Raw genomic sequence first — 14399 nt, forward strand, 5'->3', positions numbered from 1 at the left:
CGCCGGACACCGCGGCCCTCGCACCCCTGGCCGCTGCGCAGGCCCGCGAGGCCGACGAGGCACCGGCCCTCCCTGCCTCCAACCCGGCGATGCCCGGCGCCAGCACGCCCCTGCCCAGCGACCTGCAGGCCTGGCTGGACCAGCAGGAGCGCGACATCCTGGTGCGCGCGCTGCGCGAGGCGGGCTTCAACCGCACGGCCACGGCGGCGCGCCTGGGCATCAGCCTGCGCCAGATCCGCTCCCGCATCGCGCGCCTGAACATCGCGGTGCCCAATGACCAGGATGCCCATGACGAAGCCGGCTGACCAGGCCGGCGCCGGCGGCTCCCCCTGGGAGCAAGGCTGGCACCGCTCGGCCGTGCGCCACCTCTCGCCCAACTTCGGCCCCCGTCCGCCAGCGGCGCAGATCGACCTGATCGTGGTGCATTCCATCAGCCTGCCCCCGGGCGAGTACGGGGGCCCGGGCGTGCGCCAGCTGTTCACCAACACGCTCGACTGGGATGCGCACCCCTACTACCAGGGCATCCGCGGCCTTCAGGTGTCCGCGCACTTCTTCATTGACCGCACCGGGGCGCTCTGGCAGTTCGTGGACTGCGACCAGCGCGCCTGGCATGCAGGGCCTTCGGCCTACCGGGGCCGCATGCAGTGCAACGACGACTCCATCGGCATCGAGCTCGAAGGCCTGGAGGGCGAACGCTTCGAGCCTGCCCAGTACGCCACCCTGGCCTGGCTGTGCCGTGACATCGCGCAGCGCTATCCGGTGGCCCATCTGGCCGGACACGAGCACATTGCGCCGGGGCGCAAGCACGACCCGGGTGCCGGCTTCGACTGGCCTGGCATGCAGCAGGCCCTGGGCTGGCCCGCCGAGCGCTTTCCAGAAGCGACCCGGGCGGCATTGCACGAGAACCGACAGGGCCATCGATAGTCGGATGGATAGTTAGACAGGCCCAGCGCTGCCGCAAGCAGCTCCATGGAGCCACCACCGTGTTGCGCGCAGCGCAGCGACGGCCTGTCAAGGCAAATATTTTTTTGTGCCGATGCACATGCGGGCCTCGCCAGAGCGCATGCGGTCTGGCGCGCAAAACCCGGCTGCATCACGCGCCGCTGCGCGGTTTTCACCCCCATCGCTGTGGTGTGCCGTGTGCTCGCGGCGGGTCCGCATGCCTGTGCCATGCCCCGGGACACATGCTGTTTCGGATTTCGACGCCCTCGCTGGCGGTACACTACCGGTAGTGTCTTGAAGCCAATCGACACACCATATATAGTGTGCGCCAGACGAGAAGCTGGCGCATCGCTTCTCTCCCCGGCGGCACCGAACACCGCCCGCACATCCCAGACAGCACCCAAAAAGAGGACATCCATGCACGCTGCTTTGAACACGCCTTCGTCCACCACCCGCCCCGCATCCACGGATGCGCCCGAGGCGGCTTCTGCACAGGAGGGCGCGAACAATACGTTCGCCCACTACCAGATCATCCGCCGCAATGGCGCGGTGGTCCCGTTCGAGCCGCAGAAGATTGCCGTGGCGATGATGAAGGCGTTTCTGGCAGTGCACGGCACCCAGGGCGCCGCGTCGGCCAGCGTGCGCGAAGTGGTGGACACGCTGACCCAGAACGTCGCCCGCGCCCTGGCGCGCTCGCGGCCTGGCGGCGGCACCTTCCACATCGAAGACGTGCAGGACCAGGTGGAACTGGTGCTGATGCGCGGCGGCCACCATGAGGTGGCACGCGCCTACGTGCTGTACCGCGAAAGCCGCACCCAGGAGCGCGCCCGCCACGTCGAACAGGAAGCCCAGGCCGCCCCCGCACTGCATGTGCTGGACGGCGACAAGCGTGTGGTGCTGGACCTGGCCCGCCTGCAGGGCCTGATCGAGTCGGCCTGCGTGAACCTGGGTGCCGACGTGTCGGCCCAGCCCATCGTGGCCGAGACCATGCGCAACCTGTACGACGGAGTGCCCATGGACGAGGTCTACAAGGCCTCGATCCTGGCGGCCCGCACGCTGATCGAGAAGGACCCCGACTACACCTACGCCACCGCGCGCCTGCTGCTGCACACCATCGTGCGCGAAGTGCTTGGCCGCGAGGTCACCCAGGCCGAAATGGGCCAGAGCTATGTGGACTACTTCCCGCAGTTCATCCAGATGGGCGTGGACAACGAGCTGCTCGACGAGCGCCTGCTCAAGTTCGACCTGGTCCGCCTGGGCGCCGCCCTCAAGGCCGACCGCGACCTGCAGTTCGACTACCTGGGCCTGCAAACCCTGTACGACCGCTACTTCCTGCACGTGCGCAAGACCCGCATCGAGCTGCCCCAGTGCTTCTTCATGCGCGTGGCCATGGGCCTGTCGCTCAATGAAACCGACCGCGAAGCCCGTGCCATCGAGTTCTACGAAGTGCTCTCCAGCTTCGACTTCATGTCCAGCACGCCCACGCTGTTCAACAGCGGCACGCTGCGCTCGCAGCTGTCCTCGTGCTACCTGACCACCGTGCCCGACGACCTGGACGGCATCTACGAGTCGATCAAGGAAAACGCCCTGCTGTCCAAGTTTGCCGGCGGCCTGGGCAACGACTGGACGCGCGTGCGCGCCCTGGGCTCGCACATCAAGGGCACGAACGGCGAATCGCAGGGCGTGGTGCCCTTCCTCAAGGTGGTCAACGACACGGCCGTGGCCGTGAACCAGGGCGGCAAGCGCAAGGGCGCCGTCTGCACCTACCTGGAGACCTGGCACCTGGACATCGAGGAGTTCCTGGAGCTGCGCAAGAACACCGGCGACGACCGCCGCCGCACGCACGACATGAACACGGCCAACTGGATCCCCGACCTGTTCATGCGCCGCGTGATGGAAAAGGGCACCTGGACCCTGTTCTCGCCTTCCAACGTGCCCGACCTGCACGACCTGTTCGGCGCCGAGTTCGAGAAGGCCTACGTGGCCTACGAAGAAAAGGCTGCGCGCGGCGAGATCAAGCCCGCCAAGACGGTGCAGGCCACCGACATGTGGCGCAAGATGCTGACCATGCTGTTCGAGACCGGCCATCCCTGGATCACCTTCAAGGATGCCTGCAACGTGCGCTCGCCCCAGCAGCACGCCGGCGTGGTGCACTCGTCCAACCTGTGCACCGAGATCACGCTGAACACCAGCGACACCGAAACCGCGGTCTGCAACCTGGGTTCCGTGAACCTGCTGCAGCACTTGAAGGACGGCCAGCTCGACCACGAGAAGCTCAAGAAGACCATCACGGTGGCCATGCGCATGCTGGACAACGTGATCGACATCAACTACTACGCCGTCAACAAGGCGCGCGATTCCAACCTGCGCCACCGCCCCGTGGGCCTGGGCCTGATGGCCTTCCAGGACAGCCTGTACGCGCTGCGCATCCCCTACGCCTCGCAGGCGGCCGTGGAGTTCGCCGACAAGTCGATGGAAGCCATCTGCTATTACGCCTACTGGGCCTCGACCGAGCTGGCCCGCGAACGCGGCCAGTACACGAGCTACAAGGGCTCGCTGTGGGACCAGGGCATCCTGCCCCTGGATACGCTGGACATGCTGGCCAAGGCCCGCGGCGGCTATGTGGAAGTGGATCGCTCGGCGACCCTCGACTGGGATGCCCTGCGCAAGAAGATCGCGCAGGATGGCATGCGCAACTCCAACTGCGTGGCCATCGCCCCCACCGCGACCATCTCCAACATCATCGGCGTGGACGCATCGATCGAGCCTTCGTTCGGCAACCTGTCGGTCAAGTCCAACCTGTCGGGCGAGTTCACCGTGATCAACGGCGGCCTGGTGCGCGACCTCAAGCGCCTGGGCCTGTGGGATGACGTGATGATCATGGACCTCAAGCACTTCAAGGGCTCGCTGCACCCCATCGACCGCGTGCCCCAGGACATCAAGGCCCTGTACTCCACGGCCTTCGAAGTCGCACCAGAATGGCTGGTGGAGGCCGCATCGCGCCGCCAGAAGTGGATCGACCAGGCCCAGAGCCTGAACATCTACATGGCCGGCGCCTCGGGCAAGAAGCTCGACGACACCTACAAGCTGGCCTGGGTGCGTGGCCTGAAGACCACCTATTACCTGCGCACGCAGAGCGCCACGCACGTGGAGATGAGCACGGTGAACACACGCCAGCTCAACTCCGTGTCGTCGGGCAGCGATGCCGGCGCAGCGCAGGCTGCACCCGCCAAGCCCAGCCCTATGGAAGTGGCTGCTGCAGCCGCTGCCGCGCAGGCCGCGGCACTGCCTGCCACCGACATAAAGTTCTGCGCCATCGATGATCCAACCTGCGAGGCCTGCCAGTAAGGCCTCGTGAAGCGGCGTGCATGAGGACCCATGCACGCCGCTTCGGTGCTGTGAAGCAACAAAACGTTGCTGCGCAACGCTGCGGTGCTTTCCTTTTTGCAGCACTGCTTTCATAATCCGAACACTGGAAAATCTATGTTGTCCTGGGACGAAGAAGTCAAGCCCTCATCGCAAAATCAACTGGACGGTGGACTGAGCAAAAGCCACCCGGCGGAACAGTCGCCCGTGTCTTTCCAGACCCCTTCCCTGCAGGCCGTGCACGCGTCGATGACCGCATCCGCGAACGCACAGACAACACCTGCCGCAGCCCCCACGCACCGCCGCGTGAACGCTGCCGACAAGCGCATCATCAACGGCCAGACCGACGTCAACCAGTTGGTGCCGTTCAAGTACAAGTGGGCTTGGGAGAAGTACCTCGCCACCTGCGCCAACCACTGGATGCCGCAGGAAGTGAACATGACGCGCGACATCGCGTTGTGGAAAGACCCCAACGGCCTGACCGATGACGAGCGCCGCATCATCAAGCGCAACCTCGGCTTCTTCGTGACCGCCGACTCGCTGGCCGCCAACAACATCGTGCTGGGCACCTACCGCCACATCACCGCGCCCGAATGCCGCCAGTTCCTGCTGCGCCAGGCCTTCGAGGAAGCGATCCACACGCACGCCTACCAGTACATCGTGGAGTCGCTCGGCCTCGATGAAGGCGAGATCTTCAGCGCCTATCTGGAAGTGCCCTCGATCCGCGACAAGGACGAGTTCCTGATCCCCTTCATCGAGGCGATCATGGACCCCAACTTCCACACCGGCACCTTCGAGACCGACCAGACGCTGCTCAAGTCGCTGATCGTCTTCGCCTGCCTGATGGAAGGCCTGTTCTTCTACGTCGGCTTCACGCAGATCCTGGCGCTGGGCCGCCAGAACAAGATGACCGGCGCCGCCGAGCAGTACCAGTACATCCTGCGCGACGAGTCCATGCACTGCAACTTCGGCATCGACCTGATCAACCAGCTCAAGCTGGAGAACCCGCACCTGTGGACGGCGGAGTTCAAGGCCGAGATCAAGGCCCTGTTCATGAAGGCCGTGGAGCTCGAGTACCGCTATGCCGAAGACACCATGCCGCGTGGCGTGCTGGGCATGAACGCATCGATGTTCAAGGGTTACCTGCGCTACATCGCCAACCGCCGCGCCACCCAGATCGGCCTGGAGACGCTGTTCCCCAACGAAGAAAATCCATTCCCCTGGATGAGCGAGATGATCGACCTGAAGAAGGAACGCAACTTCTTCGAGACGCGCGTCATCGAGTACCAGTCGGGTGGCGCATTGTCCTGGGACTGACCTCGCAGGTGCACGCACGCCATGGATCCCCACACCACGCCCTGCACGGACAACGCCCAAGCGCGTTGCCGTGCAGGGCGTTCCCGTGTTCATGGAGATGGGCCAAGACCCATCTCCATGGATCGCTTCATGTCCACTGTAGACACGAAGTGCTCTTTGCAAATTGACTCAAGGAGAACATGATGGCAACTGCGAAAAAACCCGCTGCAAAGAAGGCAGCTCCCGCGAAGAAGGCTGTAGCTGCAAAGCCAGCAGCAGCCAAGAAGGCCGCTCCTGCCAAGAAGGCAGCAGCACCAGCCAAGAAGGCCGCTCCCGCCAAGAAGGCAGCAGCACCAGCCAAGAAGGCCGCTCCCGCCAAAAAGGCAGCAGCACCAGCCAAGAAGGCCGCTCCCGCCAAAAAGGCAGCAGCACCAGCCAAGAAGGCCGCTCCCGCCACGAAGGCAACAGCACCAGCCAAGAAGGCTGCCGCTCCTGCCAAGAAGGCAGCTGCGCCCAGCAAGAAGGCTGCCGCTCCTGCCAAGAAGGCCGTAGCAGCGAAAAAGGCCGCGCCTGCGCCCGCCAAGAAGGCAGCCCCTGCCAAGAAAGCGGCCAAGGCCCCTGCCCCTGCGCCAGCTGCAGCAGCAGCCGCCGCGCCCGCAGCGCAGACCACGCTGAACCCTCAGGCAGCATGGCCTTTCCCTACGGGCACCAAGCCGTAAGACCTCTTACGTGCTTCACGCTCAACCCGGTGCTTCGGCACCGGGTTTTTTTATGCCCGGAGGACGGGTGCGGCGCCGCACTGCCCTCGTCCCATGGCCGCACCCACCGGGTCGCAATGTGCCTGGGTGCAAGGCCCTGGGTCAGGCCGGATCGAAGTCGAGCGTATAGCTCTGCGGGCCGCGCTGCGCGATCTTGAGCGCGCCCACACGGTTGCCCAGCTCGGCGCACTGAACCAGCGACCAGCCACGCTCCAGGCCGAACAGCAACGCACCGCGCCAGGCATCGCCGCAACCGGTGGGGTCGACCACGGCAGCCGGCACCACGGCCGGCACCAGCGTCTTCTCGCCCTTCACCCACACCTCGCAGCCCTCGCCGCCCAGCGTCACCACCAGGCCGTCCACGCGCTGCGAGATCTCGGCCAGGCTCCATCCCGTGCGCTCACTGAGCATCTTGCCCTCGTAGTCGTTCACGGTGACCCAGGTGGCCTGTTCAATGAAGCGCGACAGTTCCTCGCCATTGAACATGGGCAGGCCCTGGCCCGGATCGAAGACGAAGGGCACGCCGGCCGCGACCAGTTGTGCCGCATGCTCGAGCATGGCATCGCGGCCATCGGGCGCGATGATCGCCAGGCGGATGCCTTCGCCGGATTCGATGCGGTTGGCATGGGCCTGCATCATGGCGCCGGGGTGGAAGGCTGTGATCTGGTTGTTGTCGCGGTCGGTCATGATCATGGCCTGCGCGGTGTGCACGTCCTGCACCTGGCCCACGAAGCGGCGGCTGATGCCCAGGTCGTCCATGCGCTGCAGGTAGTCCGCACCATCGCTGCCCACCATGGCCATGGGCACGGGATCGCCACCCAGCAGCTTGAGGCTGTAGGCGATGTTGCCGGCGCAGCCGCCAAAGTCGCGGCGCAGCGAGGGCACGAGAAAGGACACGTTGAGGATGTGCAGCTGCTCGGGCAGGATCTGCTCGGCAAAGCGGCCCTCGAAGGTCATGATGGTGTCGAATGCCAGGGAACCGCAGATAAGGGCAGCCATAGGTAGGAAGAAGATAAAGGGTTGAGAAAGAAAAGACCCCGATCCGGCGGGATCAGGGATAGAAGGTCATCACCCGGTAGCCCGACACCCGCGAGGCTCCCGAGGTCACCACCACCGAGACCGAGGTGCTCCACTCGCCGCGCGCCGCCAGTTCGGCAGGCGCCGCAAGATCAGCGGGCAGCAATACGCGCCGCAGCACGGGCTGGTCCTGGGCATCGGTGAGCGTCAGCTCCACCGCCGGCATGGCCAGCGGTATCTCGGCACGGCTCTTGACGGTGAGGGCCAGCACATAGCCATCGCCACGGGCCTTGTTGAAGGACGAGCTGTCGATCACCAGGTCGGCAATCTGGCGCTGGGGCGCCAGCGTGCAACCCATGTAGGAGCACAGTTGCTGCAGCCAGGGGCGCGCGCGGCTGTCCATTGCGGCGATGCGGTTGCGCTCCTGCACGGCGACCTGCAAGGCCAGCACCCCGAGCAGAAGCACCAGCACCAGCAACAGCACGGTGCGCACCAGCGGCCGGCGCCAGAAGGCCTTGCGCCGTGCTGCCCGCACGAAGCTCACCTCCTCGGCATCGGCATGGCCGGCCGGCAGTTCGTCGTCTTCATCGGCATCCAGGGCCGCCGCTGCAGACCCGCGCACGCCACTGGCGCCATCGGGCCGGGCGAGCGCCGGTGCCGAGGCCGGAAACACCGGATCGGGCATCAGCTCGAAGTCTGCGTCAGGGGGAAAAGGCGTCACGGAATCGGAAAACCCGCTCACGGATGCGTTCGGGTCCACCGGCGTGCGCGGCGGCCTGGGCTCGGGCGCAGGCGCTGCGGCAACATGGCCGAACAGCGGCACACCATCATCGTGGTCGTCGTCATCCTCATCCGGCACCGGGGACTCGCGCCGCGCCGCAGGCGCAGTGGCCGGCAGGTCCAGGGGCGGATACGCATCCTCATCGCCAGTGCCCTCGCGCAGAGACATGATCTCCGTGTCCGGGCCATCATCGCCGTAGCCATCGCGATCGGCTGCGGGCAGGGAATCGGAAAAATCCGCCACCGGCAATTCGTAGCCTCCAGGCAGCGCGATGCCCTCGGACACCGGGTCCACCACGCCCTTGGGCAATGCCGGACTCGCCACCGGGGCCAAGTCGGCCAGCAGCGAGGCCGCCAGGCCCGGCAGCACACGGCTCTCCTCGCGCGGCGGCGGGGGCACGAAGGCGGTGACAGCGGCAGCAGCCGGCGACACGGCTGCCGCAGGTGGCGTCAGCGGCGCAACAGGCGCCACGGGGGCCAGCGGTGCAAGAGGGGCCAGGGGCGCCAACGGTGCCAGGGGTGGGGCGCGCCAGCCAAAGGTCTGCAAGGGCTCCAGGCTCAACTCGTCGGCAATGGGCGCCGCAGAGGGCGCACGCGTGGCCGACAGGAACGCAGGAACCGTGGGGGCGGGAATCTCGAACGAATCGCCAGCCCTGGCGCCAGGGCCCGCTGCCGGAGCCGCAGGCGCCGCGGGTGAAGACACGGCCGGCACAGGGGCTGGCACAGGCACAGGCGGCTGGGTCACGGCACGGCCCGCAGGCCGCGACGCAGACTCGTCGAACACACCCCAGGCGCCCCGCTCTTCGGCGGGCCGGGACACGACCACGGGCGGCGGACGCGTGTCGGTGAGGGACACGTCGGGCAGCATCGGCGGGGGCGGCGCGGCCACCAGGTACGCCGCCGCATCGAACACCTCCTTGCACTGGCCGCAGCGCACCCAGCCCTCGGAAATGCGCAACTGGTCGGCGACCACCTTGAACTGGGTCGCGCAGGCCGGGCAGCGTGTGATCTGGCTCATCTGCGGTCGATTGTAGGGGGCGGCGCGTGCCGCCCGGTGTGCGGCTTCAGCGTGCAGCCGTCATGAGGATCCAGCCGTCCTCGGTGTCCGCCACTTCGAGCTTCACCCAGGGGGCATAGGCCTCCTTGAGCTCGTCGGCCTGGCGCTCCAGGATGCCGGCCAGCACAAGGTGGCCGCCGGGCGCCACGTGGTTGCACAGCAGGGGGGCCAGCACGCGCAGCGGCGTGGCCAGGATGTTGGCCAGCACGGTCTGGTACTGGCCCTGGGCCTTGTCGGGCAGGCCGGCGCGCAGTTGCACGCCATTGGCCTGGGCGTTCAGGGCCGTAGACTCCACGGCCGCCGTGTCGATGTCCACCGCATCGATGTCGGCGGCGCCGAACTTGGCGGCACCGATGGCCAGGATGCCCGAACCACAGCCGTAGTCCAGCACGCGGCCGAAGGCGGCGGCGCCTTCACCGCCTGCACCCTGGCGGGCGATCCAGCGCAGGCACATGCGCGTGGTCGGGTGGGTGCCGGTACCAAAGGCCAGGCCCGGGTCCAGGCGGATGCTGCGCACGGCCTGGGCCGGCAGCTCGTGCCAGGTGGGCACGATCCAGAAGTCGGGCGTGATGTCCACCGGCGCGAACTGCGACTGCGTGAGCCGCACCCAGTCCTGCTCGGCCACCTCGGCCAGGCCCAGCACCTGGCAGCCCTCGAAGAAATCCTGCACCGACAGCAATTGCTGCGCCTCGGCCGCAGCCTCGCGCGTGGGGAACAAGGCCACGACACGGCTGCGCTGCCAGCCATCCTTGGGCGGCGGCATGCCGGGCTCGCCGAAAAGCGCCTGCTCGGCATCGGTCTGGGCGTCGGCGTCCTCGACCGAGACGCTCAGCGCGTCCAGCGCGTCCAGCGCGTCGCTGAGCGGCTCGATCCGGTCTTCGGGGCACATCAGAATCAGCTCGAACATGGGCGTACGCCTCTCAGAAAAAATGAAATGCCGGCCCCCGTCGCCAGGGGCCAGCATGTAGATCAACCTGCTAGGCAAGAGCTCAGCGCTTGTGGTGCGAGAGCCATTCTTCCAGGTAGTGGATGTTGGTGCCGCCGGCCATGAACTTGGCGTCCACCATGAGTTCACGGTGCAGCGGCACGTTGGTGTTGATGCCTTCGATCACGGTCTCCGACAGCGCGGTGCGCATGCGCGCCAGCGCCTGCTCGCGCGTATCGGCGTGCACGATGATCTTGCCGATCATCGAGTCGTAGTTCGGCGGCACAAAGTAGTTCGTGTAGGCATGCGAGTCCACGCGCACGCCGGGGCCGCCCGGCGCGTGCCAGGTGGTGATGCGCCCGGGCGAGGGGGTGAACTTGTACGGGTCTTCGGCATTCACGCGGCATTCGATGGCGTGGCCGCGGATCTCGATCTGGCGCTGGGTGAAGGGCAGCTTCTCGCCAGCCGCGACCATGATCTGCGTGCGCACGATGTCCACGCCGGTGATCCACTCGGTCACCGGATGCTCCACCTGCACGCGGGTGTTCATCTCGATGAAATAGAACTCACCGTTTTCGTACAGGAACTCGAAGGTGCCCGCACCGCGGTAGCCGATCTTCTTGCAGGCGGCGACGCAGCGCTCGCCGATCTTCTCGATCAGCTTGCGCGGGATGCCGGGGGCCGGCGCCTCTTCGATCACCTTCTGGTGGCGGCGCTGCATGGAGCAGTCGCGCTCGCCCAGGTAGACCGCGTTGCGGTGCTTGTCGGCCAGGATCTGGATCTCGATGTGGCGCGGGTTCTGGAGAAACTTCTCCATGTACACCGCAGGATTGCCGAAGGCCGCGCCGGCTTCGGCCTTGGTCATCTGCACGGCATTGACCAGGGCCGCCTCGGTGTGCACCACGCGCATGCCGCGGCCACCGCCGCCGCCAGCGGCCTTGATGATCACGGGGTAGCCAACGGCCTTGGCGATGCGGCGGATCTGCACCGGGTCATCAGGCAACTCGCCCTCGGAGCCAGGCACGCAAGGCACGCCCGCACGGATCATGGCCTGCTTGGCCGACACCTTGTCGCCCATGATGCGGATCGACTCAGGCGTGGGACCGATGAACTGGAAGCCGCTCTTTTCCACGCGCTCGGCGAAGTCGGCGTTCTCGGACAGGAAGCCGTAGCCGGGGTGGATGGCCTCGGCATCGGTGACCTCAGCGGCCGAGATGATGGCCGGCATGTTGAGGTAGGACAGCGGCGAGGGCGCGGGGCCGATGCACACCGCCTCTTCGGCCAGCTTGACGTACTTGGCGTCGCGGTCGGCCTCGGAATACACCATCACGGCCTTCACGCCCAGCTCATGGCAGGCGCGCTGGATCCGCAGGGCGATCTCCCCGCGATTGGCAACGAGAATCTTCTTGAACATGCGCGCCTTATTCGATCACGAACAGCGGTTGCCCGTATTCCACAGCCTGGCCGTTTTCGCCCAGGATGCGGGTCACCGTGCCGGACTTGTCGGCCTCGATCTCGTTGAGGATCTTCATGGCTTCGATGATGCAGATGGTCTCGCCTTCCTTGACCTGGCTGCCGATCTCGACAAAAGGCTTGGCGCCGGGGCTGGACGAGCGGTAGAAGGTGCCGACCATGGGCGACTTGACCGTGTGGCCTGCGGGGGCCACGGGGGCCGGCGCGGGCAGCTCGGCGACCGGTGCGGCCGCCTGGGCGGGAGCGGGGGCCTGCTGCTGCATGGGCGCTGGCACATACTGCTGGACCACGGCGCCGCCGCTCTTGACGATGCGGACCTTGCCCTCGGCCTCCGTGATTTCGAGTTCGGATACATTCGACTCGGACACGAGGTCGATGAGGGTCTTGAGTTTTCGCAGATCCATGAAAGCTCCAACGGCTAAAAACTGAACAGGGCGCGAATTTACTCCAATTTCGCCCTATTTCGGTCTTCGGACCACATTTTTGATGAACGCCGATCTAGGAGCCATCCGCACAAACGCAGGATACCGAGGCACCAATCCTTGCCCCGTCTAGCGCAGGGCCGCCCACTGCTGCAGATCCTGCGCCGTGACCTGGCCCATTTTACGGTGCAGCACCCGCCCTGCCCCGCCCAGCACCACCGTAAAAGGCAGGCCGCCCGTGAGGTTTCCGAACGAACGCCCAAGATCTGTGCCCTGCATCCCGGCCAGGCCCACCGGAAATTCCAGGGGCAGCCTGGCGAGGAACTTGCGCACCGATGACGGCTGATCGATGGCCAGCGCCACCACCTGCCAGCCTTTGGGCGCATGTTCGCGGTAAAAGGCATTGAGCATGGGCAGCTCTTCCACGCAGGGCGCGCACCAGGTCGCCCAGAAGTTGATGAGCAACGGCTTGCCGGCAAAGCGCTGCAGCGGCAAGGCGGCTCCATCGGGCGTTTCGAACTCCATCGCCCACAGGGCTTTTTCAGCCCCGTCCTCCACGGCGTGGGGCTGGAACTTCCACCATGCCACCCCCGCCCCGCCCACGGCGGCCGCACCGGCCACGCCCGCATACAGCCAGCGGCGGCGGGCGGGATTGGCAGGGCTGGCGTCCATTGGCGTGGCAGGCGAAGTGTCGGGAATGGGGTGGGTCATGGAGCAGGGGTTTCGGAATCTTGGAGCAGATGGCGTACGGCCGTGATGTCCCCACGGGGCGAGCGCCCCTTGGCATCGGGCCGCAGCGCGCCACGCAGGTCATCGAGGTCATGGATCAGCAGGTGGACTCCGATGATCTCGTTCAGTTCAGGCGATTTGCTGCCCAGGCTCAGGGCTTCGACCGATTCGCCGTGGAAACCGGGAACCGTGCGCGGCTCGTAGTCCACATGGTGGTCGATGAGGGCAATTTCTGCGGATTTGGAATCATCGCAGAACAACTGCAGGTAAATGTCCGACAGGCGCGTGGCCGTGCCATGCCACACGGCACCGGCCAGATGGGGGCGAAAGGCCGCCATGCGCTCCATCCAGACCAGGGCCAGCTGGCGCAGGGCGCGCAGCTCGCGCGGCTGGGTATCGGCACAGAACAAAGCGATGTACTCGCGCACCGCGTCCTCGACCTGGTCGTTGCCAGGCAGGGCCGTGCGGGCGGGCAGGCCCATTTCGCGCAGCGCACGACGCTTGGCGGGGCCCCACTCCATCCCTTCCTCGACGACGATGCGGGCGGTGGTATTGGCGATTTCGGCACTCAGAGGTGTGTTCATGGCACAAACCAGGCAGTGGAGGCTCCATTGTGGCGCGAACGCGCCTTCGGGGTGCTGCGCATGCCCCCACAACCCTGCAGCCTACCGTGCCATGACGCCTTATAGCTATCGATTGCATAGCACTTCAGGCTCAGGGCCGCTGCGGCGGGGCCTTGGGGATTGAAACGTAGAATCCTCGCCCATGCATATACACATCCTGGGCATCTGCGGCACCTTCATGGGCGGCCTGGCAGCCCTGGCCCGCGAGGCGGGCCACCGGGTCACCGGCTGCGACGCCGGTGTCTACCCGCCCATGAGCGACCAGTTGCGCGCCCTGGGCATCGAGCTGATCGAGGGTTACGGCACCGACCAGCTGGACCTCCAACCCGATGTGTTCGTGGTCGGCAACGTGGTCAGCCGCGTCCGGCTGGCCGACGGGAGCCCCAAATACCCGCTGATGGAAGCCATCCTGGATGCAGGGGCCCCCTACACCAGCGGCCCCCAGTGGCTGGCCGAGCAGGTGCTGCAGGGCCGCCATGTGCTGGCCGTGGCCGGCACGCACGGCAAGACCACGACCACCTCGATGCTCGCCTGGATCCTGGAAAGCGCAGGCCAGCAACCCGGTTTCCTGATCGGCGGCGTGCCGCTGAACTTCGGCCTCTCGGCGCGCCTGGGCGCGGCCGCACGCCCGCATGCGGGCGATGGCCCCCTGGGCGCCAGCCCGTTGTTCGTGATCGAAGCCGATGAGTACGACACCGCCTTCTTCGACAAGCGCAGCAAGTTCGTGCACTACCGCCCGCGCACGGCGGTGCTGAACAACCTGGAGTTCGACCACGCCGACATCTTTGACGACCTGGCCGCCATCGAGCGGCAGTTTCACCACCTGGTGCGCACCGTTCCCGCCAACGGTCGTCTGGTGGTCAATGGTCGCGACGAGAACCTGCAAGCCGTGCTGGCCAACGGCTGCTGGACGCCCGTGGTTCGTTTGGGGGCCCGCAAAGAGTCGCCTGGCGAGGTGCGCGCACGAGGCGAGCCCGACGCTTTTGATGTGCTGCGCGGGAGCATGAAAAT

At 66.4% G+C, this 14399-nt stretch carries 13 protein-coding genes; 6 read left to right on the plus strand and 7 right to left on the minus strand.

Annotated elements, in window-relative coordinates; translation table 11 throughout:
- The 5 genes from ACK59X_RS01885 to ACK59X_RS01905 form a co-directional block, all read left to right on the plus strand.
- Positions 1 to 305 (plus strand): helix-turn-helix domain-containing protein (locus ACK59X_RS01885; RefSeq protein WP_409954751.1); only part of this gene is annotated, 305 nt, incomplete at its 5' end.
- Positions 289 to 924 (plus strand): 1,6-anhydro-N-acetylmuramyl-L-alanine amidase AmpD, encoded by a 636-nt coding sequence (gene ampD, locus ACK59X_RS01890; protein WP_409954752.1) that lies wholly within the window; start codon positions 289 to 291, stop codon positions 922 to 924. The genes ACK59X_RS01885 and ampD, both read left to right, overlap by 17 nt.
- A 435-nt stretch (positions 925 to 1359) precedes the next feature.
- The gene (locus ACK59X_RS01895) at positions 1360 to 4290 is read left to right on the plus strand and encodes a ribonucleoside-diphosphate reductase subunit alpha (protein ID WP_409954753.1); all 2931 of its coding nucleotides are present in this window, start codon (positions 1360 to 1362) and stop codon (positions 4288 to 4290) included.
- Positions 4291 to 4425: 135 nt separating this feature from the next.
- Positions 4426 to 5625 carry a ribonucleotide-diphosphate reductase subunit beta gene (locus tag ACK59X_RS01900; protein WP_409954754.1) on the plus strand — a complete coding sequence of 400 codons (1200 nt, stop codon included), beginning with the start codon at positions 4426 to 4428 and terminating at the stop codon, positions 5623 to 5625.
- A gap of 182 nt (positions 5626 to 5807) precedes the next feature.
- Positions 5808 to 6323, plus strand: coding sequence for a histone (locus ACK59X_RS01905; protein WP_409954755.1), 516 nt, complete (start codon positions 5808 to 5810; stop codon positions 6321 to 6323).
- 141 nt (positions 6324 to 6464) lie between these two features.
- Here the strand turns inward: ACK59X_RS01905 and ACK59X_RS01910 are convergent, their stop codons facing one another.
- From ACK59X_RS01910 to ACK59X_RS01940, 7 genes are all read right to left on the minus strand, one after another.
- A complete protein-coding gene (locus ACK59X_RS01910; protein ID WP_409954756.1) occupies positions 6465 to 7361 on the minus strand; it encodes a carbohydrate kinase family protein in 897 nt (298 codons plus the stop codon).
- Positions 7362 to 7413: 52 nt separating this feature from the next.
- Entirely contained in the window at positions 7414 to 9177 is a 1764-nt protein-coding gene (locus ACK59X_RS01915; protein ID WP_409954757.1) for a zinc-ribbon and DUF3426 domain-containing protein, read from the minus strand.
- Positions 9178 to 9223: 46 nt separating this feature from the next.
- Positions 9224 to 10123, minus strand: a complete 900-nt coding sequence (gene prmA / locus ACK59X_RS01920) for a 50S ribosomal protein L11 methyltransferase (RefSeq protein ID WP_409954758.1) — start codon at positions 10121 to 10123, stop codon at positions 9224 to 9226.
- Positions 10124 to 10205: 82 nt separating this feature from the next.
- On the minus strand, positions 10206 to 11555 hold the full coding sequence (accC, locus tag ACK59X_RS01925) for an acetyl-CoA carboxylase biotin carboxylase subunit (RefSeq protein WP_409954759.1): 1350 nt from the start codon (positions 11553 to 11555) through the stop codon (positions 10206 to 10208).
- 7 nt (positions 11556 to 11562) lie between these two features.
- Positions 11563 to 12018 carry an acetyl-CoA carboxylase biotin carboxyl carrier protein gene (gene accB / locus ACK59X_RS01930; RefSeq protein WP_409954760.1) on the minus strand — a complete coding sequence of 152 codons (456 nt, stop codon included), beginning with the start codon at positions 12016 to 12018 and terminating at the stop codon, positions 11563 to 11565.
- 147 nt (positions 12019 to 12165) lie between these two features.
- Positions 12166 to 12747, minus strand: coding sequence for a TlpA family protein disulfide reductase (locus ACK59X_RS01935; RefSeq protein ID WP_409954761.1), 582 nt, complete (start codon positions 12745 to 12747; stop codon positions 12166 to 12168).
- Positions 12744 to 13349, minus strand: coding sequence for a hypothetical protein (locus ACK59X_RS01940; protein WP_409954762.1), 606 nt, complete (start codon positions 13347 to 13349; stop codon positions 12744 to 12746). The genes ACK59X_RS01935 and ACK59X_RS01940 overlap by 4 nt, the downstream gene beginning before the upstream one ends.
- 181 nt (positions 13350 to 13530) lie before the next feature.
- Between ACK59X_RS01940 and mpl the strand changes: the two genes are divergently transcribed.
- The coding region (gene mpl / locus ACK59X_RS01945) for a UDP-N-acetylmuramate:L-alanyl-gamma-D-glutamyl-meso-diaminopimelate ligase (RefSeq protein WP_409954763.1) at positions 13531 to 14399 on the plus strand (869 nt) is incomplete at its 3' end.

Origin of the sequence: Acidovorax sp. (assembly GCF_046339755.1) — a bacterium.
Lineage (GTDB): Bacteria > Pseudomonadota > Gammaproteobacteria > Burkholderiales > Burkholderiaceae_C > Acidovorax.